We start from the raw sequence: 20,520 nt of genomic DNA, 5'->3' as shown, positions 1-20,520 counted from the left end.
TGACAAAAAAACATAAAACTTATTATTGTTAGCAATGGTTAATAAGAGTTAGTGTTTATTATTTAGATTACAATCTTGCTAACTATTCTTAGCCGGAGGTTTTATTATGCCGTTGCTTTTTGCTTCAATCGGAGATGAAGTTTCTGTTGCCTCGATCACTGGCACTCAGGCTGTAAAACAGCATTTGGCTGACATGGGATTTTCTGAAGGCTCGAAGATTACAGTGATTCAGAAAATTGCAACCGGTTTGATTGTTAAGGTCAAGGAAGTCAGGCTTGCGATTGACAAAAGTATGGCTGCAAAAATTCTGATTAAATAGCAGAAGATGCGGCAGGGATAGGAGTGGACGCAAAGCGTGTGCGGAGCACCGCAGGCGCGTTAGACGCCGTAGCCACGGATAGCCCGGTTTTTTTGCAAGGCAAAAAGCCGCCCGAAAAAAATCGGAAATAGATATTTTCTCATTGAATTTTTATAGGAGGAAAAAATGAGTACTTTAAGAGACGCCGAGGTTGGTTCTACCGTGACAGTTACAAAACTTGACGGTGAAGGAGCCTTAAAACGCCGCCTTATGGACATGGGTTTTACGAAAGGCTGTAAAGTTTTTGTAAGAAAAGTTGCTCCGCTTGGAGATCCTGTGGAAGTTACAATCCGCGGATATGAACTTTCTGTGCGCAAAGACGATGCGCAAAATATTGAAGTTGAATAAAAATCAAAATAAGGATAGTAAAATGAGTACTAAAATTGCACTTGCAGGAAATCCAAACTGCGGAAAAACGACAATGTTTAATTCCCTTACTGGAACTGTTCAGTATGTTGGAAACTGGCCTGGAGTAACTGTTGAAAAAAAAGAAGGAAAGGTAAAAGGCAAAAGCGATTTGATTGTGACTGACCTTCCGGGAATATATTCGCTTTCGCCATACACAAATGAAGAAGTAGTTTCGCGCGATTATCTGGCTTCAAGCGAGCCTGCTGCCGTAATCGATATTGTTGATTCGACAAATATTGAAAGAAACCTTTATCTTACAACTCAGATTATGGAGCTTGGAAAACCTGTCGTAATGGCGCTCAACATGGTTGATGCCCTAAAAAAGTCAGGAGATAAGATTGATGCGGCAAAACTTTCTGAAAAACTTGGCTGTCCAGTAATCGAAACTGTTGCGCTCCATGGAAAAGGTGTAAAAGAAATAATTGCCGCCGCTCAAAAAGCCGCTTCTGAAAAAACTAAGCCGGCGGTAATTCGGTTTTCTTCTGAGGTTGAAAAGGCGATCGGTGCAATTGAAGAGATCCTGCCTTCAGAAATTGAAGAATCTACGCGCAGATGGACGGCAATAAAAGTTCTTGAAAGGGACAGCGTGATTCTTTCAAAACTAAAACTTGACGAAGAGTCAAAAATCAAGGCTGAAAACGAAACTTGCGCCTTGGAAAAGTCTCATGACGATGATATTGAATCAATCATTACAAATGAAAGATACGAGAGCATAAATGCGATTTTGAAAGGCGTCCTTGTAAAATCTGGAAAAACAATGACTGCTTCTGACAAGATCGACCGCATTGTTACAAACAGAATTCTCGGAATTCCGATTTTCCTTGCTGTAATGTGGTTTGTTTATTGGGTTGCAGTTTCTACTGTCGGCACGATGGGAACTGACTGGGCAAATGATGTTTTGTTTGGCGAATGGATTCAGGGCGGCGCTCAGACTTTGCTTGAAAACGCTGGTGCAAACCCTGTCCTTATCGACTGTGTCGTTAACGGGATTCTTGGTGGACTTGGCGCTGTTCTTGGTTTTGTTCCTCAGATGGCGGTTTTGTTCATCTTGCTTTCGATTCTTGAAGACGTTGGCTACATGGTTCGGATTGCGTTCGTAATGGACAGGGTTTTTAGAAAATTCGGGCTTTCTGGAAAATCATTCATTCCGCTTCTTATAAGTTCTGGCTGTGGAATTCCTGGAATTATGGCAAGCCGTACAATCGAAAACGAAAATGACCGCCGAATGACAATTATGACTACGACCTGGATTCCTTGCGGCGCAAAACTTCCTGTAATCGCAATGATTGCAGCAATTATTGCGACTAAATTTACCAATTCTGACGGTTCGTGGGTTGGTCCTGCTATGTATGGAATTGGAATTTTAAGCGTTCTGCTCGCTTCTATTATCCTTAAAAAGACAAAATATTTTCATGGTCCTGCTGCGCCTTTTATTATGGAACTTCCTCAGTATCATATTCCGCAGTTAAAGACTGTTCTTTTGCATACTTGGGAGAGATTATGGTCTTTCATAAAAAAAGCCGGAACAATTCTCTTCCTCGCCTGCCTTGTAATGTGGTTCCTTTCAAGCTACGGCTGGTCTGTAAAAACTGAAGAAAGCGAAAATGAGACTGTTGCGCAGCAATCTGCCGAAAAGCCGGTTTTTGGCCTTGTTGAAGATGCAAATGATTCAATTATGGCAAAAGTCGGAGGAGTCCTTCGCTATGCGTTTATTCCGCTTGGTTTTGGAAATGAAGAAGGCGGATGGCAGTGCGCCGCTTCTGTAATTTCAGGTTTTTCTGCAAAGGAAGGAATTGTTACAACGATGGGCGTTCTTGCTGGAGCAAGTGATGAAGATACTGAAGCTCTTGCAGGCGCAGGAAACGTTTCTGATGTAATTTCTGGCGATGAAGTTGAAGCTGAGGAAAGCGAAGATGGAAATGCAAAAAATGCGGTTGATGCAATTGCAAAATGGTTCCCGACAGGACTTGTCGCATTCTGCTTCCTTTTGTTCAATTTGCTTGATTCTCCTTGTCTTGCTGCAATTTCTACAATGGCAAATGAGCTTCGCAATCGAAAATGGTTCTGGTTTGCAATTTTATTCCAGAATGCCTTCGCCTACATTGTAACTTTGATTGTTTATCAGCTTGGCAATCTTTTTACAACAGGTCATTTTGGCGCAGGAACTGTCTTTGCGATAATTTTTGTTCTTATGTTCCTGTATGGACTTTTCAGAAAAAATCCGTATGCTGAAATGGACAAAAAAAATTAAAATAAGTAAAGGCAATTTCTGAAAAATTTTGGAGACTGCCTTAAAAATATCTGTCCGAAGAAAAACTTGCCGATTTGTAAAGCAAAAAAAAGCGGACAGATATTTTAACTTTTGCGGAGAAAAAAATGATTGCAAATATTTTTATTGTTTTGTTCATTGCTTTTTGGATTGTTTTTGTTGTTCATTCGATTATCAAATCAAAAAAAATAGAAAAAAAATCAGGAATTCCTGCTGGATGCTATTCTTGCAAGGCTTTTAAAGACGGCAGATGCAAAAGCTGCTGCGGAGAAAACAAATGATTGCAAATGCGATCCTGATAATTTTATTGATTTTACTCGCATGTCTAGGACTAAAGTCTTTTATAAAACGGCTCAATGGAGAAAGCTGCTGTAGCAGCGGAAATTCCGAAATAAAAATAAATCCTTTAGACAAAAATAAATCACACTATCCTTATGCGACGCTCATAAAAATTGATGGAATGAAGTGTAAAAACTGCGCAAGCCACATTCAAAACAAGCTTAACGAGTCTGGATTCTATGCAAAAGTAAATTTTAAGAAAAAATCTGCAAAAATTCTGTCAAAAGAAAAATTAAACGGCAACAAAAAAATAGAGGAAATAATAACTTCTCTCGGTTATTCTGTGATTTAAAAGAAAATTTGCCTCTAACTAATTTCGAATTGTTTTCAAATTCCTTTTTATTCTTCCGTAGCTTTATTTTCAAATTTGGTATATGAGCTCAAGAACAGAAGGTTTACATCTCCGATTGGACCGTTACGCTGTTTTGCAATAATCAGTTTTGCGTCCTGAACAGGATCTATTTCGCCCTCTTCCGTCTTTTTCCGTTCACGGTGAATAAACATTACAACATCGGCATCTTGTTCGATTGAGCCTGAGCCTCTCAGCTGCGCAAGTGTCGGTTCGGAACCTTCGGCGTCGCGGGCAACCTGACATAAGGCAACGACAGGAATGTCAAGCTCTCTGGCAAGACTTTTTAGTGATTTTGAAATTTCTGAAACTTGCTCGTAAACAGGAGCGGCTGAATTTTGCGTTGAAATAAGACCGATGTAGTCAATAAAAATAATTTTTACACCTTTTGACTGCACCATTCGCCTTGCCATTGCTCGCAAATCCAAAAGCTGCATATTCGGAGTGTCGACGATATAAAGTGGAGAATCAAAAACCCGTCCTGCGGCATCATTTATTTTTTGCAAATCATCAAGCTTCATTATTCCCGACCGAATTTTGTGTCCTGGAATTCTGCTTACCTGTGAAAGAAGGCGCTGGCCAATCTGCTCGAACGACATTTCAAGAGAGAAAAAGCCGCAAGGAATTTTCTGGTCGATAGCAATATTTTCCATCATAGAAAGTGCCATAGCCGTTTTACCCATAGAAGGACGTGCGCCGATGATGCTCAGTTCAGACTTCTGAAAACCGCTTGTCATGCTGTCAAGCCTTGTAAAACCGCATGGAATTCCAGAATAAGTGTCGTGGTTGTGATAATGCTGATGAATTATTTCAGATGTTCTTTGGACAACTTCGTGCATATCGTGAATTTGAATCGTCTGTCCCATATCAGTAAGGGCGAAAATCTTTTTTTCCGCTTCTTCAAGAATTGAACGGCTTTCACGCGATTCATCAAACGCAGAAGCCTTGATTTCTGAAGAAATTTTTATGAGGCTTCGGCGAGTTGCTCTGTCCAAAACGACATGTGCATAATAATCGATGTTTGCGGCGGAAGGAACTTCATTTGTAAGGGATGCAATATAAGCTCCACCGCCAGCTTTTTCAAGCTCATTGTTTTTAGAAAGCTCGTTTGTGAGAGTAAGAATGTCTCCGGTTATTCCGCTTCCAAAAAGTTTTATGAGCGTGCTGTAAATAATCTGATTTTGAAGTGAATAGAAATGTTCTGGGAGCAAAAATGTTACAACATCCTGAATCGAAGTCCAGTCAAGAAGCATTGCTCCCAAAGTTGCAACTTCCGCTTCAAGATTGTGCGGCGGAACCGAGTCTTTTAATCGTTCGTCCATTATTTGCTCCTGTAAAAATGTGCTTTTCTTTTTGAAGTATAGCGTCGTTGCATTTTTTATCTTTTTATGAAAAATTATGAAAAATCAACGGCATTTTAATCTTTTTTTTATATTTAAAAATCAACAAAAAAAGCCGGAAAATTTTCCGGCCTTTTATTCAAACTGTCTGAACTTTTCAGATTTTGAAAGTAAAAAACTATTCAGCCTTTTCTTCTGCTGGAACTTCAGCAGTTTCTGCAGGTGTTTCCTTTTTAGAAGAAACTTCCTGTGGTTTGCTGTCTGTAGTCTGTCCTTTTACAGAAATTTTTACTTCAGCGTTTGTAGATTCGTAAAGGTGAATCAATGCTGTGTAGTGTCCTACGCTCTTAATTGTAACACCCTGAATTTCAATGCGTTTGCGCTCAATGTCGAAACCATTTTTGTTTAAGAAGTCAGCAACTGTCTGGCTTGTAACGGCACCGTAAAGCTTTCCGTTTGCAGCTGCAGGAACAGTAAGGTCAACGAGTGTCGCTTCAAGCTTGTCTTTTGCGCTTGCTGCATCCTTTCTTTTAGCTTCTTTGCGGGCTTCGATTTCTGCTTTGCGTCCTTCAAAATATGCTACAGTATCAGCATTGTACGGAACAGCAAACATGTGTGGGAAAAGGAAGTTGCGTGCATAACCGTTAGCAACATTTTTAACATCTCCCATTTCTCCGAGATGTTTAACATCTTCATTAAGAATTACTTTCATTTTTTCAAGCTCCTCTTGATATTAAAAAACGGCGTCACCAGGAGTTGGATCGTCGTTTTATTATTTTTTATTATTCTGCAACGAATGGAAGCAGACAAATTGCACGAGCACGTTTGATTGCAAGCGCAACTTCACGCTGATGTTTAGCGCAAGTTCCTGTAATGCGGCGAGGAAGAATCTTACCGCGCTCTGTTGTAAAGCGTTTAAGACCGTCTGCATCTTTGTAATCTATTTTTGCTTTATTAGCACAGAAACGGCAAACCTTCTTGCGGAAGAACTTTTTACCTCTGCGAGCGCCTTTCTCTTCGCCTTCGCGACCGTCTGAAGCGCCCTGTGTATCTGTTACATTTACTTTCTGTTCAACTTCGTTAGTTGTTACTTCGTCTGACATATTAAGTCTCCTAAAAATTGATTTTAATGATTAAACATTAAAATGGGATATCTTCTGAATATCCGCCGCCATTTCCACCAAAAGAAGGACTTTCTGCAGGTGGCTGATAAGACTGCTGCTGTGCAAAACCATTATTTTGCTGGAATTTCGGAGTGTACCCCCCTGACGACTGAGTGCCGCCGTTATCCGATCTTCCGCCAAGAAGCATTACACTGTCAGCAACAATGCCTACCTTGCTGAATTTCTGACCGTCTTTTTCCCAACGATCCTGACGCAAATATCCTTCTACGGCAATCTGCTTGCCTTTTGTAAGGTATGGCTTAAGGTTTTCCGCAGTTTTACCCCAGATTGTTACATCGAAAAAGTTTGCTTCATCAACCCACTGTTCACCCTGTTTACGGCTACGGTTTACCGCAATGCTGATATTAGCGCGTGCCTGACCGTTTGGAGTATAAGCAAAATCACGCTGATCATTTCCCAAGTCACGGACAAGACGTCCAACAAGGACTACTCGGTTAATATCTGTCATAAAATGCCTCCAGGTTGTTATTTACAGTGTTTATTAGATGAAAATAACTTTCTAGTCTTCGATTTTTACAAAAAGCCACTTCAAAAGGCTATGTGTTAATTTGAACTGAGTTTCGATTTCTGTAATTTTCGCAGGATTTGCGCTAACTGTAAAAAGAACGAAACGACCGCGTTTCTGTTTTTCGATAACATAAGTCAAGTCACGGTCACCGTAAGACTCTTCTTTGTCGATTTTTGCACCGAAATTGGCAAGCACTGAGCGAACTGCATCAGAAGCTGCCTTAAATTTGTCTTCTTCTGTAGAGAAAACAGTCATAAGTTCATACTTTCTCATCTTGTATGTTCTCCTTATGGTCAAATGGAAACTTCGTACGAAGTCTCAAGGGGTTGCTAAAAATATAACTTTTTTTTGCAGTCTGGTCAATACAAAAAAAATGTAAACAATTCTGGGCCATTTTTGCTGCGCAAAAAACGGGCTTTTCAGGGCTACGGCTTTCGCCTCCGACCAAAGGCTGACCTTTGTTTTCGCTTCGCTCACCCTTGCAATCCCTTGTCCAAAATATGCCTAAAACACAAAAAACAAAAGCGGATAATTGACACGATAAAAAGTTTTTTGCATAATATAAAAACCATATCGTGTTTATTGCCCGGGTGGCGGAATTGGCAGACGCGCTAGGTTCAGGTCCTAGTGAGAGCAATCTCATAGGGGTTCAAGTCCCCTCCCGGGCATATTCTTTTTTATAATCCGTTGTAAAAAGCTCTGCAAAAGTTATCTGATTTTTTTTGAGCCCTGACATTTCTGTGTAGGGTTTTTGCTCTGCTATAAATCAATTTTTTAGTTTTATAGTTCGAATTTATGTCCTTTTATGCTCATTACGAGTCCGATGCAGATCATTGCGGTCCAAAGGGATGAGCCTCCGTAAGACAAAAAAAGCAGGGGAATTCCTGTAATTGGCATAATTCCCATTACCATTCCTACATTTATAATAAAATGAAAGAAAAACATTGCAAGAATTCCTGAAATTATAAAATATCCGAATTCGTTATTTGTTGCTCTCATAATGTAAACCATTCGAATGAGAATTCCAAAATATAAAATGAAAACTGCCATGCAGCCTGCAAAACCAAATTCTTCTGCCAAAATGCTAAAAATAAAGTCCGTGCTCTGTTCTGGCAAAAAACGGTAATGGCTTTGTGTTCCGCGTAAAAATCCTTGTCCAAATAAGTTTCCTGAGCCAATTGCTATTTTTGACTGAATTATATTCCATCCGGCTCCTCTTGGGTCAGAGTCCGGATCTATAAAAACAATCAATCTTTTTATCTGGTAATCTTTTAGAACCTTTCCTGCAACTTTTGAAAGTATCAGAGCCGCACAGAACATTCCCGCATAATACGCGATCCAGTAAAAATACTTATTTTCAGGAAAGAAAAATTTGCCTGTTACTCCAATCATGCAGATTGCAAGCGACGCAATGATAACAAGAATACTTAGTTTTCCATTTGTAAGGACGCTGATTAGTTTGTAATTTATGTGAGCAATTTCAGTCTGATAAATCGGAAGAACGGTAAAAATTATTGTCAAAAGTCCGCCTGCAAATATAAAAAAAATATAGCGAAGCGGAAGCCCTGCGGCAAAGCACATTATCAAAAAAATCGGAATGTAAACCATTGCAGTTCCAAGGTCTGGCTGCAAAAGAATCAGCCCTGTCGGAAGAAGAAAAATTCCTAGAGAAACAAAAAATCTTCTTCTAGGCGATTCTGATTTTGAATTTGTAAGATATAATGCCAAAAACATAATATAGATGATTTTGCAAAATTCTGAAGGCTGAATTCCAAACGAGGCAAAACCAATCCAGGAGCGTGCGCCATTTACATAGCGTCCAAAAATTCTTGTATAGATTAAAAGAATTGCAAAACCAGCGTAAAGATACGGTACATAGCGAATAACTCTTCTATAATCAGTTATTGCTGTAAAAATCAAAAGAACGATTCCAATTCCAGCCCAGATAATCTGTTTTACATATTCTTTTGAAACTAAAAAGCCCTCAGAATTGATCGCAGATGAATAGATGAACATAATTCCAAGTGAAACTAGAAAAAGTACGCAGATAAAGAGAAAATAATCAAATATCTGAAAAAATCTTGTCTTCATTCTATTATTCCTGTCTGTTCTTTGTCTTTACCAAATATCTAAAACCTAAAGTATCGATTGCCTCATCAAAAGTCTGGTTTGCCAGAATTCCCTGAAAAATGATGTTCGTGCAATACGGAGCCCACCATTCCCAGTCATTTACGGCTTCGACAAGTACAGAGACAACATATTGCTCTTCAACTGGCGCATCGTAAGGGCCGTAAGCGACCATCCAGGAATGCCAGTGGTTTTTTTGAGCGCCGTTAACTTCAGCGGTTCCAGTTTTTCCTGCAAGCTGAAAACGCCTGTTGTTCATAGGATATTGGGCAGTTCCATCGGTAATCATATACCGCATATCTTTTTGAACTTCTTTCCATACTGCATTGTCAATATTCGATTCCCTTAAAATTTCAGGCTTTATTATTTCGATTGTTTCGTTTGTAGAAGGATCACGCACTTCTTTTAAGAGATGGGGTTTATAAATTTTCCCCTCATTGCAAACCATTGCAACCATATTTGCCACGTGCATCGGAGTAACGAGAGTGTATCCCTGTCCGATTGACATATTCATAGTATCACCGTCTTTCCATGTTTCATGATAACGGCGCTCTTTCCACTGGCTTGTTGGAACAAAACCTGTAGACTGTGCCGGAAGGTCTATACCCAAACTTTCTCCAAAACCAAATTCTTTTGAATAAGAAGCAATTTTATCTACGCCAAGGTTATCCCTTCCGACAATCCAAAAATAAACATCGCATGACTGGGCAAGCGCATTTTTTAAATCTAGGTAGCCGTGTCCAGGATATTTTATGTGGCAGGTAAAAGTTCTGTTTCCATGGACAATTCGTCCAGGGCACTCAATTTTTTTTTCTGGAGGAATCGCTTTTTCTGCCAGAATTGCAGTTGTCATAATTATTTTAAAAGTAGAAGCAGGAGGATAAACTGCATTTACCGCACGGTTCAAAAGAGGATTATTCGGACTTGTCGCAAGTTTTGTATATTCATTGGCAGCATCATCAGAATTAAAAAGATTTTGGTCATAAAAAGGATAACTTACCATTGCCAGGACTTCTCCATTTGAAGGCCGTAAAACAACTGCCGCACCTACTCTTTTTCCAAGCGCCTGTTCTGCAAGTTTTTGAATGCGCGAATCAATCGTCAAAACAAGATTTTTGCCAGGTTCTGGAGGTTGAATTACTGGAATATCGGAAATAATATGTCCGCGCGCATCTACAGTACGGCTTTCAAGACCGTTTTTTCCCTGGAGATAGTGGTCATATTGCTTTTCAATTCCAGTTTTTCCAATAATCGAATTCGCCTTATAGCCGTGATTATACATAACATTGAATTCATCTTTTGTAATATCTCCGACATAACCGATTACATGGCTTATAGAACCTGTTTCAACGTAGTTTCTCATTGGTTTTGAACGCCAGCTTACTCCTGGAAGGTCGGTAATATTTTCTGCGATATTAGAAATTGTATTAAAAGGCACATTTACGCGAATTTCAATCGCCTTATAGGAATTTCTCATTCGTGCAGGAATTTTTTTATCGATATAGCTTTTTGGAATATCAAGGTATTTTGCAAGTTTTGAAACGACAGTGTCATAATAATCGGAAGGAATTTCAGCAGGAATTAGGTCAACCGCAAAAGAATCTGTGTTAATAACCAAAGGAAGAGAAGCGTTTCTATCAAAAATTTCGCCGCGTTGTGCAGAAATTGTCTTTATCTGGCTTGAAATAGTTCTTGAACGCTGTCTGTAAGCCTTTCCTTCAACAACCTGAAGGCTGAAAAGTTTTACCGTATAAATAAAAAAAGTTAAAGCAAGTCCTAGAAGAAGAATGATGATGCGGATATTTTTTTTTGAGGCAGCAAGACTTTTTTCATAGCTGGAAAACAAGTCGTTATTAAAATCGTCCATTAACGAACCTTCTCTAAATCAAGGAGAATTCCATTTTTGAAAATATTTAAAAACTTAAAAACAAAAGGAGCCAAAATAGAATTAAAAAGGAGTTCAAAACCGAACGAAATTGAAAAAATGCTGTAGCTAACGTTAACGTTCGGATAAAAGACAGCGATTAACCATAAAACAAAGGCTTTAAACAACGTAGAAAAGGCGCCGAGTATAAACGGAAAAAACATTCCGTTTATATTCAAAGTTTTGCTGAAAAGCCCTGCAGCATAGCCAAAAACTGTGCGGAGCAGACAGTTATAGCCAAAAGGAACAGCACAGAAAAAATCAAGAAAAAGACCGCTTGCAAAACCTGAGCATGCGCCAAAAAGTCGGCCATTGTTCAGGCTAAAATAAAGGGAGCAAAGCAAAATAAAATCAGGAATTGCCGGCAAAATTAAAATATTTGAAAGCACGGCGCTTTCAAGCAGGGCGAATCCCAGAAAAAAAAGACAGGCAAAACCAAAAGATTTCATTTACTGGCGCCTCCTTTCCAGCAGCGGATTTGGTTCTTTTAAATCTGTCACAATGACAGTTTCAAGACGTGCAAAATCAACGACAGGAGTAATTTCTATATTAAGAGACGAATCGTATTCAACTACCATAATATTTGTAATCGTGCCGACAGGAATATCAGCAACATAATTATCAGTTTCGCCGGAAGTAACTACAATATCACCAAAATTAAGTTCAGGAAGAACCCTCTTTTTTATATATTTCATTTGCAGCGGCGAATTTGCATTTCCGCTTCCATTTACCAGTCCAATATCACGCGTATTTTGAATTCTTGAAGAAACAACGCATTTTGAATCATAAACTGGCATTACAAGGCTTGTTTCCAATCCTACGGTAACAATTTTTCCGACAAGACCTGTCGTTCCATTCTGAACCGCAATAACCGACATTCCTTTTTTTATGCCGCTGCGGCTGCCCTTGTTTATTGTAATTCCCGAATAGATATTGTCTGGATTTCGTCCGATTATCTGGGCAGGAAAATTTTTCTGTTCGATATGAGTGGCAAATTGAAGCTGTTCTCTCAGACGCTCATTTTCCTTTCGAATTTCAGTATTGTTTCTCTGTAAAAATTCATAATTTTTAAGTTTTTCTTTTAATTCCTGATTTTCTGCTTTAAGGCTTTTGAGTTCTGCAACTGCCGTAAAAACTCCGGTCACACCGTCGCAAACCGAGTAAACTGCTTTTTGCAGTGAAGTTACCACAGAAAAACCAACTCTCTGAAAATTTACTACAAAACCGCCGCCACTAAAAGCAAGCGCTAATCCAGACAGAAAGAGAAGAATCAAGAATATAAATTCTGCGAAACTAAAAGAAAATGAACGCCGTGCCATTTTTACTTAGTCGTTAATATCGCTGTAAACCATGCGGCCGCTTGACACGTCGTTAAATACATCAAAGGCCTGGCCTGCGCCCTGAGCAACACATTCAAGAGGCTTTTCAACAAGAATTACAGGAACTCCTGTTTCTTTTGAAATAAGTTTTGAAAGACCTTTGAGCATGCTTCCACCGCCAGTCATTACGATTCCGCGCTCGATAATATCGGCTGCAAGTTCTGGAGGCGTTTTTCCCAAAGTTCGTTTTACTTCATCCACAACTTTTTTTACAGGTTCTTTAAGGGCTTCGCGGATTTCAAGAGAGTCGATTTCAAGAAGGCGTGGAAGATGAGTGATAGCATCTGTTCCGCGAACCTGCATTTTTTCGTTTGTAGTGCCGTCAGTTTCTGCGTTTCCAATTTGAATTTTAATTTTTTCGGCTGTCTGCTGTCCAATGTTCAAATTTGAAACCTGAAGAATGTGCTTTACAATGGCTTCGTCAAATTTATCTCCACCGACACGGATTGAACTTGTTACAACCATTCCTCCCAAAGAAATTACAGAAACCTCTGTCGTTCCGCCGCCAATGTCGCAAACCATATGTCCTGCAGGCTCATCAATAGGAATTTTTGCACCGATTGCCGCAGCCAGGGATTCTTCAATTACATCGACTTCTTTTGCTCCGGCTTTAAGGGCTGCTTCGATTACTGCGCGACGTTCAACCTGAGTAATGCAAGAAGGAATCCCGATTTTCATACGAGTTGATTTGAACAACTGATGACGAGGAACAACCTTTGCAACAAAATAGCGGATCATTTTCTCGGCGCTGTCAATGTCAGCAATTACACCGTCTGCAAGAGGTCTGATTGCAATTATGTTTTTTGGAGTTTTCCAGAGCATGCGTTTAGCCTCAGCGCCAACTGCAACGACCCGCTTAGTTCCTTTTTCTACGGCAATAACTGAAGGCTCATCAACTACAATCCCTTTTCCACGTACATAAATCAGCGTGTTGCAAGTTCCCAGGTCAATACCAACATCTGTTGAAAAACGGTCAAAAAAACCCATTTTATTCCTCCCAGCCCCATTTTTTTCATATTTATGTGCATTTTAAATTTTTTTTTACACTTATTTATATTCAGCTAGTTTTTTTAATGATTCAGGATGATTAACCTGTGCTTTCAAGGCTTTTCGCCAGTAAGAACGAGCTTTTATAATATCACCCATATTCTCATATATTACACCAAGACCGCAAAGAGCGTCAGCAGAATTTTCATTTTTTTTGAGAATTGAATCAAATTCTTTTTTAGCTTCAGCAAATTTCTTTTGTCCTGTGTAGATTTTTCCAAGCAAAAGATGAGCCTTATCTGTTATTTTCTCTTCCTTGCATTCTTTTGAAATTCTAAACAGATACTGCTCTGCCGCCGCGGCCTGTCCTGCATTATAATACTGTTCTGCAATTGAAAGAAGAAGCAAGTCGCTTTCCCGAGTCAAAAGCGCTTGAGTAAAAGCAGAAATGCTTTCCATCGTCATGCCAAGAGAAGCATAGCTTAAGCCCAGGTATTCAGGAATATCATCCGCCAGATAACCGTCTTTCAGGGCACGGTTCAAATAAAGAATTGCAAGGTCTGCATAGTAATGATAGTTTGATGCCGAATCTTTGTAAAAATAAGCCTTTCCGAGCATATATTCAAGTTGCGGAATAAGCGAAGATTTTGCATTATGAAGGGCAAGCCGCAAACTGATTATCGACTCGTCGAGGAAAGTCTGGGTTTCTGAAGGCTCAACCGCTGCATTGGCAAGATAAAATGCAGAATATCCGCGGTACGTCAAAGCCTTGTTGTTAAAAGCATTGTCTCTTAAAATCGCGCCGCTTATATCATAAACTTTTTGATAATTAAAATTTTTCCATTCTTTTGATAAGTGTGTTATTGAATTTCCTTTATAAACGTGAATATCAATTAGACGGCAGATAAAAAAAGTAACGGCAGATAAAAAAAGCATACAGCAAAATAAAATAATGCTGTTGCGAAGCACATGGCTTTTTCTTTTTACTGTTCCACCTGGCAAAATATTGAATTTCATTTTCCCACCGCTATGCTTTTTAAATAAAAAAACAGAAAAGAAAATAAGCCGGGTTCTGTTCTGTCCTGCAAAATTAAAAATCTTACCGGACTCATAACCATCTATCCGAAACTTTTGTCGCCAAAAGCCTTTAGCAGTCTACCCGTGGCTTAAAGGCCGGAAACCAAAACCACTGCTTGACTTTGCTCCAAATGAGGTTTGTCCTGCCATAAATGTTGCCATTTATGCGGTGAGCTCTTACCTCACCTTTGCACCCTTGCCTTTATTAAGGCGGTTTATTTTCTGTGACACTTTCTGTCGGAAGACGGGTTATACATAAAAATGCAACTGCCGTTTTCCGCCCTGTTATTACCAGGCATCTTTTCCGGTGGAGCCCGGACTTTCCTCACCTGCAAAATTTATCATTAAAAATTGCGGGCACGATTATTTCTTTTCTGTATAATTTTTTTATTTTTATTAGTCGTCAAAAGAAATTGATTTTTCATCTCCGTCATCAAGAGAATCATCATCAGTTCCGTCTGATTCTTCGTCATACTCATCATTGAACTCGTCATCAAAATCAGCAAGTGTTCCTGTTTCGTCCATTGAAAGGAAGTCTTCCGCCTCTTCGCCTTCTGCAATTTCCTGATAGAAAAGGATACGGCTGCAATATGGACAGAAAAGAATTTTTTCGCCTTCGTGAACTTCGTTGGCAAACTGCGCTGGAAGAATCATGTGGCAACCTGTGCAGACACCGTTCTTTACAGCAACGATACCTTCACGGTTACGCTGTATAATTCTCTGGAATTTGTAGACAATTTCGCTATCCAATCCAGGAGTAATTTCGTTTTCCTGAGCTTCAAGTTCTTTTATCTGATTTTGATATGACTGAACTTCGCTTTCAAGGGCGGCCTTGTTTGAATTAAGCTCAGCTTCCTGAGCTTTTATCATTTCCTCGTCCATTCGGAGTTTTTCGTTAAGCTCTTCGCGCTCTTTGTCTTTTTTCTGGAGCTCGCTGCGGATTCCAGATTCCTTTGCAGATGCTTCGTTGATCTGTTTTTCAAGCGCTTCATATTCACGGTGAGTAGAAATGCTGTCCATTCCTTTTTCGCCAGCTTCACGAGATTTTTCTGCTTCTTCAAGCTCAAGCTGGAGCTGACTTGCTTCAGCCTTTACTTTCTCATAAACTGCGCTTGTTTCCAGAAATTCTTTTCTTAAACGAACGAGAAGCTCATCCTGTGTAAAAAGCTGTTTTGGAGAATCTTCAATTTTAGCCATAAGGCTGTATTTTTCTGCAAGAACATCCTGCAGAGCCTTAAGCTTATCAAAAACTTCTGTCATTGCCATTTAATATCCCCTAGGTAAGTATTCGAAAAATTATATAGAATTAACTTTTTTTTGTCTATCAATCGCTTTTTACGATTCGATGTAATCGCGAAGACCGCTGGCACGGCGCGGATGTCGAAGCCTGCGGAGAGCCTTTGCTTCAATCTGACGGATTCGTTCACGGGTTACGTTAAAGTACAGCCCTACTTCTTCCAAAGTCAAGCTGTAGCCATCGTCAAGTCCAAATCTCATTTTAAGAACTTCCTGTTCACGTTCAGGCAAAGAAGAAAGAACTTCGTGCAACTGATTCTGAAGCATCTTGTATGCAGTCTGATTCGCAGGATTTTCAACTTCCTTGTCCTCGATAAAATCTCCGAGCTGGCTGTCTTCTTCTTCGCCGATTGGAGTTTCGAGAGAAATTGGTTCTCTTGCAACATTTTTAACCTGTTTTACACGCGCGACAGGCCAGCCAAGCTGCTGCGCGATTTCTTCATCGTTTGGCTCACGTCCCAGTTTTTGCATAAGCTGGCGGCTTTCGCGGACAACTTTATTTATCTGCTCAATCATGTGGACTGGAACACGGATTGTTCTAGCCTGATCGGAAATTGAACGGGTAATCGCCTGACGTATCCACCATGTTGCGTAAGTCGAGAATTTGTAACCTTTGCGATATTCAAATTTTTCAACAGCCTTGATAAGACCGATATTTCCTTCCTGGACAAGATCAAAGAACTGCAATCCGCGGTTTGTATATTTTTTTGCAATAGAAACAACAAGGCGGAGGTTTGCATTGATGAGCTTATTCTTTGCCTTTTCCATCATGCGTTTTCCTCGGTTGATTTCCTTTGCCTTTGTAAGAATTTCTTCCACGCTGTTTTCAAAATCGTATTCCATGCGGCGGAGTTTTCTGTCTATTTTCTGGATCTGCGTATAAACATCGCGAATTTCATCGCTTGACATTCCAAGCTCTTTTTCGAGTTTTAACGCTTCTGAATGAATTGCGAGTTTACGGCCAAGGCTGCGAAGTTCTGAAGGGCTTGAGATTCTCAGTTCCTTCATTTTCTTTTCTTGGCTGCGGCGGTAATCTTCAATTTTATCAGTTGCTTCTTCAAATTTTCCACTGAATTTTTCAATTTCCTCAGATTGAATTTCTATTTTTTTGAGTTCTGGCAAAATTTTTGCACTCAATTCAACAAGCTGAGAATTGTCAAAAATATCTGCTGATTGCTCTGCTTCAAAAAGTGTTTTTTTCAAAGCCATATACTGTTTCATTTCTGGCAAAACAGGTTTTATCCATTCTGAATAGCAAGACTTTAAGCGGCGCTTTTCTGCCATTTCTTCGTTGATTTCTTTTCTTGCTTTTCCAGGTTCATGCGGATCAATTCTAGTAAAAGCCTTCTGGGCAACAACAAAAAATTCAGGAATCATCATTCCGGAATCTTTTATAACACCTTTTATGATGTTTTCTCCGTCTTCCATTTCTTTTGAATATTTTACTTCCTCTTCTGCTGTAAGAAGCTTTTCTTTACCGATTTCGCGCAGATAAAGGCGAATCGGGTCGTCAACGCTAGAATCTTTATCTCCGTTTACAATATGAGATTCATCGTCAGATTCTTCACTTTCTCCGTCTTCATCAAGACTTTCGTCACTGTCTTCGTCTTCATCGAGATTGTCTTCTTCCATAACCTGAATATTATTCTGGGTTAAAAGCTGAAGCACATTTTCCATTTTTGGAGAATTAACAAAGTCCTGGCCGAGAATTTCGTTGATTTCGTCCCAAGAAATTATCTGTTTATCTTTCGCATATTCAAGAAGTTTTACAACTACGGGATCGAGTTCCTGATCCATTTTTTGCCTCTTTTTTAATTGAATTTATATTCTAATTTTTTTTAGAACAAACGAGCCTGTCAATATTCATTTTTTCTTTCATTAAAGAATTAAATTCTTTTATCTGCTCAGGTGTAGAAGGATTTTTTAGAACTTTTAGCCGCTCGATTATATAATCCATCTGACGTTTTAAATTTTTTCCTTTAATTATTTCAATTCCGTCTCTGATAATTTTTTCCGTATTTTGAGAATATTCTCCGGACATTACACCTTCGGTAATCAGTCGCGTTAATTTCGGATCTTTACAGTGTTCGCAAATTGAACTGAAAGAAAGGTTTTTCTGCTGGTAGCAATCCTCCAGAATAATGAATAATTGTTTAGCTTCAGATGATTCAAAGACATCTTCGTTTATTTCCCGCCGCATCAGCTCAAACTGATTAGTATCGGCGATTACTGCGAGCAAAACTCTTAATTCCATTCCTTTCCGGATGTTTTCATCGGTTTCGCTGTTTTGTAAATCTGTCCGTTTTTCTAAACGGCTGCGGGCACTTTCCCGATTATTGTAATCTCTGAGAACAGCTTGACTCGACAGGTTAAGTTTTTGACAAAGCTGCTCCAAGCTAGTTTCTTTCTGAATGTCAGTTTGAAGTGAATCTACATATTGGAAAAAAGCCATCGAAATTCGAGCTTTTCCGTCTGGCGTATCAGCCGGATATTCATTCATCAAAGATTCAAACAGATAGTCAGAATCTAATATAGCGTTATTGACATCTATCGTCAAGGTTTCTGCACCGTATTTGAGTAAAATTTCAGAAGGATCTTTTCCACCGGTCAGTTTTATTACTTTTACAGCGATTCCAGCCTTTCTGCATGCAATAATTGCTTTTCTTGTAGCGCTCTGTCCGGCCCCGTCGGAGTCAAACGAAAGGTAAACTGTAGAAACGCCATTTTCACGGCTGTAAGCATATCTCTTTAGTTTTTGAATATGTTCTTCTGTAAAAGATGTTCCGCATGAAGCAACGGCATTTGTTATTCCTGCCTGATGGTACGCAATGCAGTCCATCGGGCCTTCGCAGATTATCGCAAAACCTTTTTCGCCCATTGAGCGTTTTGCAAGGTTCAAGGCAAAAAGAGTGTTTTTTTTTGAATAGATTGCCGTTTCAGGCGAATTTATGTATTTTCTCTGAGATTCATCTGACGGAGGAATTACGCGCCCGCTCAAAGCTACGCAATCTCCCCGTTCATCAAAAATTGGAATCATAAAACGGTCGGAAAAAAGACTCATATCCTTGTAATTTTTAGAAAAAAGCCCTGACGAAGAAAGCAGTTCTTCGCTGAAATTCTTTGAATGAAGGAATTTTTTTAGCCAGTAACGGTCGGCAGGAGCATAGCCAAATTTAAATTTTTCTATTATTTCGTCTGTGATTCCACGAGTTTTTATGTACGAAAGCGCCTTTTTGCCAGAATCGGTCTGAGTAAGAAGATAGTTAAAAGTTCCTGCAAGCCTGTTGTAAAGGGATTTTAAGTCGTCTTTTGTGTGATCAACCTTGTATTCTGCATTTCCGTTTTCTGAATATTGAAGCGCAACTCCGAATTTTTTTGCAAGAAGCTCGACTGCTTCCGGAAACGAGATTTTTTCAATTTCCTGAATAAATTTTATTGCCGAAGGTCCGCCGGCATGGCAGCCAAAACAGTAATACGCATTTTTTTCAGGAATAACATGAAAAGAAGCGGTTTTTTCGCCATGAAAAGGACAGCATCCCCAGAAATCCGAGCCGCGTTTATCAAGCTTTACATATTCTCCAACTACAGAAACAATATCTGCCGCTCTTTTTACCGCTTCAATTGATTCTTGAGTAATAAATCCAGCCATTATTTTGATGATGCCGCCTTTTTTGTTTTAAATTGAATTCCAGCCTTTGAATGAGAGCTGAAGCTTTTTGAGAAAGTATGAGTTCCGTTCATCTCGTCATTAAGCGTAAAATAATAATAATCGGTTTTTGGAGGGGTTGCGGCGGCTTTTAAAGCGACGGTTCCAGGATTGGAGATCGGAGACGGAGGAAGTCCTGCCCATTTGTAAGTGTTGTAAGGTGAATCAATCTTTAAGTCATCGTAAGTAATTACATCTGGATGCGGTCTTCCTAGAATTTCTGTGATTATATATTCAATTGTTGCGCAGGAATAAAGGCCGATATTCTGTTCAATTCTGTTTTTAAAGACAGAAGCAATCAAAGGTGCTTCCCTTGCGACGCGATATTCACGCTCAACGACAGAAGCAAGGACAATCGTGCTGTAATATTCTGAAACGTTTTTTCCTGAATATTCGGGAATAGATTCAATTTTTTTGAAAAAATTATTTACCATCATTTCAACAACTTCTTCAGCCTTCATTCCCGGTGTGAAAAAATAGGTATCTGGAAAAAGAAATCCTTCTAAGGTTGCGGCTGGAATTTGATATTTTTTTAAAAGCGAATAATTTCTCGATGCAAGAATAAAGTCCTGTTTTTTGCAGACGCCTTCTTCGTCAAGAATTTCCGCGATTTTAGAAACAGTCAGCCCTTCCGGCAATACAGTTTTTATGTATTCTTGATGGCCGGATTCAAGCTCGGAAAGAATTTGAGAAACTGTCATATTCGGACTCAGTTCGTAAACTCCGGATTTTAAAAGATACGGAGTTTTTCGTCCAAAAACAACCGGAAATTTTGAAGATGCATAAAAAAAGTTTTCAGAACGAATAAGATTCGATTTTTTTAAAATCGAAGCAATTTTTCTTGTGCTTGTCCCTGAAGGAATTTCAATACGAATTTTTTCAGACTTTTTTGAAATCGACACGGGAACATAAAGTTCTGTAAGAAAAAAAACTAAGACAAAAAGAAAAAAAATCGAAACAGAGGCAGCTGCGCAACGAGCGAATGTTTTTTTATTCATAATCACTCCAGCGAAAAATCAGTCTTCGGCGCTAAAAAATTTTTCAACTTCGTCAATCGACATAAGGCTGTAAATATACAGCTCAACTTTTCTGGAAAAATTTTCAAGTCCGGATGGAATTTGCGGCTGATTTTTTCTTAAAAATCTGGCAAGAAGTTTTACTTCCCTGCCACTAAAATTATATTCAAATGAACCGGAATTTTCAGGAGGAATTTTATTTTCAGAATTGTTTTCTGACAAAGACATTTTATTTTCCTGTGCAAGGACAAAA

21 protein-coding genes, 1 tRNA gene and 1 other RNA gene are annotated in these 20,520 nt (G+C 39.2%); 6 read left to right on the top strand and 17 right to left on the bottom strand.

The genetic code is table 11. The annotated features are described in order from the left end of the window. The first annotated feature begins 106 nt into the window (after positions 1-106). From B4N75_RS02045 to B4N75_RS02025, 5 genes are all read left to right on the top strand, one after another. Entirely contained in the window at positions 107-319 is a 213-nt protein-coding gene (locus tag B4N75_RS02045) for a FeoA family protein (RefSeq protein ID WP_273065793.1), read from the top strand. Between the two features lie 165 nt (positions 320-484). Then, entirely contained in the window at positions 485-706 is a 222-nt protein-coding gene (locus B4N75_RS02040; protein WP_288516532.1) for a FeoA family protein, read from the top strand. Positions 707-728: 22 nt separating this feature from the next. Continuing rightward, positions 729-3,017 (top strand): ferrous iron transport protein B, encoded by a 2,289-nt coding sequence (feoB, locus tag B4N75_RS02035; protein WP_296022612.1) that lies wholly within the window; start codon positions 729-731, stop codon positions 3,015-3,017. Positions 3,018-3,142: 125 nt separating this feature from the next. After that, positions 3,143-3,316 carry a hypothetical protein gene (locus B4N75_RS02030; protein WP_296022611.1) on the top strand — a complete coding sequence of 58 codons (174 nt, stop codon included), beginning with the start codon at positions 3,143-3,145 and terminating at the stop codon, positions 3,314-3,316. Next, the gene (locus tag B4N75_RS02025; protein ID WP_296668652.1) at positions 3,313-3,666 is read left to right on the top strand and encodes a heavy-metal-associated domain-containing protein; all 354 of its coding nucleotides are present in this window, start codon (positions 3,313-3,315) and stop codon (positions 3,664-3,666) included. Before B4N75_RS02030 ends, B4N75_RS02025 begins: the two co-directional genes overlap by 4 nt. 47 nt (positions 3,667-3,713) lie before the next feature. On the opposite strand, the gene dnaB is transcribed toward B4N75_RS02025, so the two are convergent. From dnaB to rpsF, 5 genes are all read right to left on the bottom strand, one after another. Next, on the bottom strand, positions 3,714-5,045 hold the full coding sequence (dnaB, locus tag B4N75_RS02020; RefSeq protein WP_296022609.1) for a replicative DNA helicase: 1,332 nt from the start codon (positions 5,043-5,045) through the stop codon (positions 3,714-3,716). Between the two features lie 196 nt (positions 5,046-5,241). Then, a complete protein-coding gene (gene rplI / locus B4N75_RS02015) occupies positions 5,242-5,775 on the bottom strand; it encodes a 50S ribosomal protein L9 (RefSeq protein ID WP_296668649.1) in 534 nt (177 codons plus the stop codon). Between the two features lie 70 nt (positions 5,776-5,845). Then, a complete protein-coding gene (rpsR, locus tag B4N75_RS02010; protein WP_078930088.1) occupies positions 5,846-6,166 on the bottom strand; it encodes a 30S ribosomal protein S18 in 321 nt (106 codons plus the stop codon). A 37-nt stretch (positions 6,167-6,203) separates the two neighbouring features. Next, positions 6,204-6,695, bottom strand: coding sequence for a single-stranded DNA-binding protein (locus B4N75_RS02005; RefSeq protein WP_296022607.1), 492 nt, complete (start codon positions 6,693-6,695; stop codon positions 6,204-6,206). Positions 6,696-6,746: 51 nt separating this feature from the next. Continuing rightward, on the bottom strand, positions 6,747-7,028 hold the full coding sequence (gene rpsF, locus B4N75_RS02000; protein ID WP_296022606.1) for a 30S ribosomal protein S6: 282 nt from the start codon (positions 7,026-7,028) through the stop codon (positions 6,747-6,749). Between the two features lie 311 nt (positions 7,029-7,339). On the opposite strand from rpsF, the gene B4N75_RS01995 reads away from it, so the two are divergent. Beyond that, positions 7,340-7,423: transfer RNA gene (locus B4N75_RS01995), tRNA-Leu, on the top strand. 112 nt (positions 7,424-7,535) lie between these two features. Here B4N75_RS01995 and rodA read toward each other — a convergent pair. The 12 genes from rodA to B4N75_RS01935 form a co-directional block, all read right to left on the bottom strand. After that, on the bottom strand, positions 7,536-8,846 hold the full coding sequence (gene rodA, locus B4N75_RS01990) for a rod shape-determining protein RodA (RefSeq protein WP_296668645.1): 1,311 nt from the start codon (positions 8,844-8,846) through the stop codon (positions 7,536-7,538). Between the two features lie 4 nt (positions 8,847-8,850). Continuing rightward, positions 8,851-10,749, bottom strand: a complete 1,899-nt coding sequence (gene mrdA / locus B4N75_RS01985) for a penicillin-binding protein 2 (protein WP_296668643.1) — start codon at positions 10,747-10,749, stop codon at positions 8,851-8,853. Then, entirely contained in the window at positions 10,749-11,255 is a 507-nt protein-coding gene (mreD, locus tag B4N75_RS01980; protein WP_296668642.1) for a rod shape-determining protein MreD, read from the bottom strand. Before mreD ends, mrdA begins: the two co-directional genes overlap by 1 nt. After that, on the bottom strand, positions 11,256-12,125 hold the full coding sequence (mreC, locus tag B4N75_RS01975; protein ID WP_296706476.1) for a rod shape-determining protein MreC: 870 nt from the start codon (positions 12,123-12,125) through the stop codon (positions 11,256-11,258). It lies immediately after the preceding gene. A gap of 6 nt (positions 12,126-12,131) precedes the next feature. Beyond that, the gene (locus B4N75_RS01970; protein ID WP_296022601.1) at positions 12,132-13,172 is read right to left on the bottom strand and encodes a rod shape-determining protein; all 1,041 of its coding nucleotides are present in this window, start codon (positions 13,170-13,172) and stop codon (positions 12,132-12,134) included. A 60-nt stretch (positions 13,173-13,232) separates the two neighbouring features. Then, positions 13,233-14,189: a tetratricopeptide repeat protein gene (locus B4N75_RS01965; protein ID WP_296668638.1), complete on the bottom strand. Its 957-nt coding sequence runs from the start codon at positions 14,187-14,189 to the stop codon at positions 13,233-13,235. A 28-nt stretch (positions 14,190-14,217) separates the two neighbouring features. After that, positions 14,218-14,626: RNase P RNA component class A (gene rnpB / locus B4N75_RS01960), an RNA gene on the bottom strand. 19 nt (positions 14,627-14,645) lie between these two features. Beyond that, positions 14,646-15,515 carry a zinc ribbon domain-containing protein gene (locus B4N75_RS01955; protein ID WP_296022599.1) on the bottom strand — a complete coding sequence of 290 codons (870 nt, stop codon included), beginning with the start codon at positions 15,513-15,515 and terminating at the stop codon, positions 14,646-14,648. 69 nt (positions 15,516-15,584) lie between these two features. Further along, complete coding sequence (gene rpoD, locus B4N75_RS01950; RefSeq protein WP_296022598.1) at positions 15,585-17,342, bottom strand: RNA polymerase sigma factor RpoD; 1,758 nt, start codon at positions 17,340-17,342, stop codon at positions 15,585-15,587. Between the two features lie 31 nt (positions 17,343-17,373). Further along, positions 17,374-19,194 carry a DNA primase gene (dnaG, locus tag B4N75_RS01945; RefSeq protein ID WP_296668635.1) on the bottom strand — a complete coding sequence of 607 codons (1,821 nt, stop codon included), beginning with the start codon at positions 19,192-19,194 and terminating at the stop codon, positions 17,374-17,376. Further along, positions 19,194-20,249, bottom strand: coding sequence for an endolytic transglycosylase MltG (mltG, locus tag B4N75_RS01940; RefSeq protein WP_296706473.1), 1,056 nt, complete (start codon positions 20,247-20,249; stop codon positions 19,194-19,196). Before mltG ends, dnaG begins: the two co-directional genes overlap by 1 nt. Positions 20,250-20,267: 18 nt before the next feature. After that, on the bottom strand, positions 20,268-20,495 hold the full coding sequence (locus tag B4N75_RS01935; protein WP_296022595.1) for a hypothetical protein: 228 nt from the start codon (positions 20,493-20,495) through the stop codon (positions 20,268-20,270). Positions 20,496-20,520 lie beyond the last annotated feature (25 nt).

This window comes from Treponema sp. UBA7570, from assembly GCA_002477955.1.
GTDB lineage: Bacteria > Spirochaetota > Spirochaetia > Treponematales > Treponemataceae > Treponema_D.
The sequence above is the reverse complement of the archived record's forward strand: the minus strand, read 5'-3'. Positions and strand labels throughout refer to the sequence as shown.

Excerpts from the sequence above, each read along its gene's own strand:
- B4N75_RS02045 (WP_273065793.1), top strand. The coding sequence starts at position 107 with ATGCCGTTGCTTTTTGCTTCAATCGGAGATGAAGTTTCTGTTGCCTCG.
- B4N75_RS02040 (WP_288516532.1), top strand. The coding sequence starts at position 485 with ATGAGTACTTTAAGAGACGCCGAGGTTGGTTCTACCGTGACAGTTACA.
- feoB (WP_296022612.1), top strand. The coding sequence starts at position 729 with ATGAGTACTAAAATTGCACTTGCAGGAAATCCAAACTGCGGAAAAACG.
- B4N75_RS02030 (WP_296022611.1), top strand. The coding sequence starts at position 3,143 with ATGATTGCAAATATTTTTATTGTTTTGTTCATTGCTTTTTGGATTGTT.
- B4N75_RS02025 (WP_296668652.1), top strand. The coding sequence starts at position 3,313 with ATGATTGCAAATGCGATCCTGATAATTTTATTGATTTTACTCGCATGT.
- dnaB (WP_296022609.1), bottom strand. The coding sequence starts at position 5,045 with ATGGACGAACGATTAAAAGACTCGGTTCCGCCGCACAATCTTGAAGCG.
- rplI (WP_296668649.1), bottom strand. The coding sequence starts at position 5,775 with ATGAAAGTAATTCTTAATGAAGATGTTAAACATCTCGGAGAAATGGGA.
- rpsR (WP_078930088.1), bottom strand. The coding sequence starts at position 6,166 with ATGTCAGACGAAGTAACAACTAACGAAGTTGAACAGAAAGTAAATGTA.
- B4N75_RS02005 (WP_296022607.1), bottom strand. The coding sequence starts at position 6,695 with ATGACAGATATTAACCGAGTAGTCCTTGTTGGACGTCTTGTCCGTGAC.
- rpsF (WP_296022606.1), bottom strand. The coding sequence starts at position 7,028 with ATGAGAAAGTATGAACTTATGACTGTTTTCTCTACAGAAGAAGACAAA.
- rodA (WP_296668645.1), bottom strand. The coding sequence starts at position 8,846 with ATGAAGACAAGATTTTTTCAGATATTTGATTATTTTCTCTTTATCTGC.
- mrdA (WP_296668643.1), bottom strand. The coding sequence starts at position 10,749 with ATGGACGATTTTAATAACGACTTGTTTTCCAGCTATGAAAAAAGTCTT.
- mreD (WP_296668642.1), bottom strand. The coding sequence starts at position 11,255 with ATGAAATCTTTTGGTTTTGCCTGTCTTTTTTTTCTGGGATTCGCCCTG.
- mreC (WP_296706476.1), bottom strand. The coding sequence starts at position 12,125 with ATGGCACGGCGTTCATTTTCTTTTAGTTTCGCAGAATTTATATTCTTG.
- B4N75_RS01970 (WP_296022601.1), bottom strand. The coding sequence starts at position 13,172 with ATGGGTTTTTTTGACCGTTTTTCAACAGATGTTGGTATTGACCTGGGA.
- B4N75_RS01965 (WP_296668638.1), bottom strand. The coding sequence starts at position 14,189 with ATGAAATTCAATATTTTGCCAGGTGGAACAGTAAAAAGAAAAAGCCAT.
- B4N75_RS01955 (WP_296022599.1), bottom strand. The coding sequence starts at position 15,515 with ATGGCAATGACAGAAGTTTTTGATAAGCTTAAGGCTCTGCAGGATGTT.
- rpoD (WP_296022598.1), bottom strand. The coding sequence starts at position 17,342 with ATGGATCAGGAACTCGATCCCGTAGTTGTAAAACTTCTTGAATATGCG.
- dnaG (WP_296668635.1), bottom strand. The coding sequence starts at position 19,194 with ATGGCTGGATTTATTACTCAAGAATCAATTGAAGCGGTAAAAAGAGCG.
- mltG (WP_296706473.1), bottom strand. The coding sequence starts at position 20,249 with ATGAATAAAAAAACATTCGCTCGTTGCGCAGCTGCCTCTGTTTCGATT.
- B4N75_RS01935 (WP_296022595.1), bottom strand. The coding sequence starts at position 20,495 with ATGTCTTTGTCAGAAAACAATTCTGAAAATAAAATTCCTCCTGAAAAT.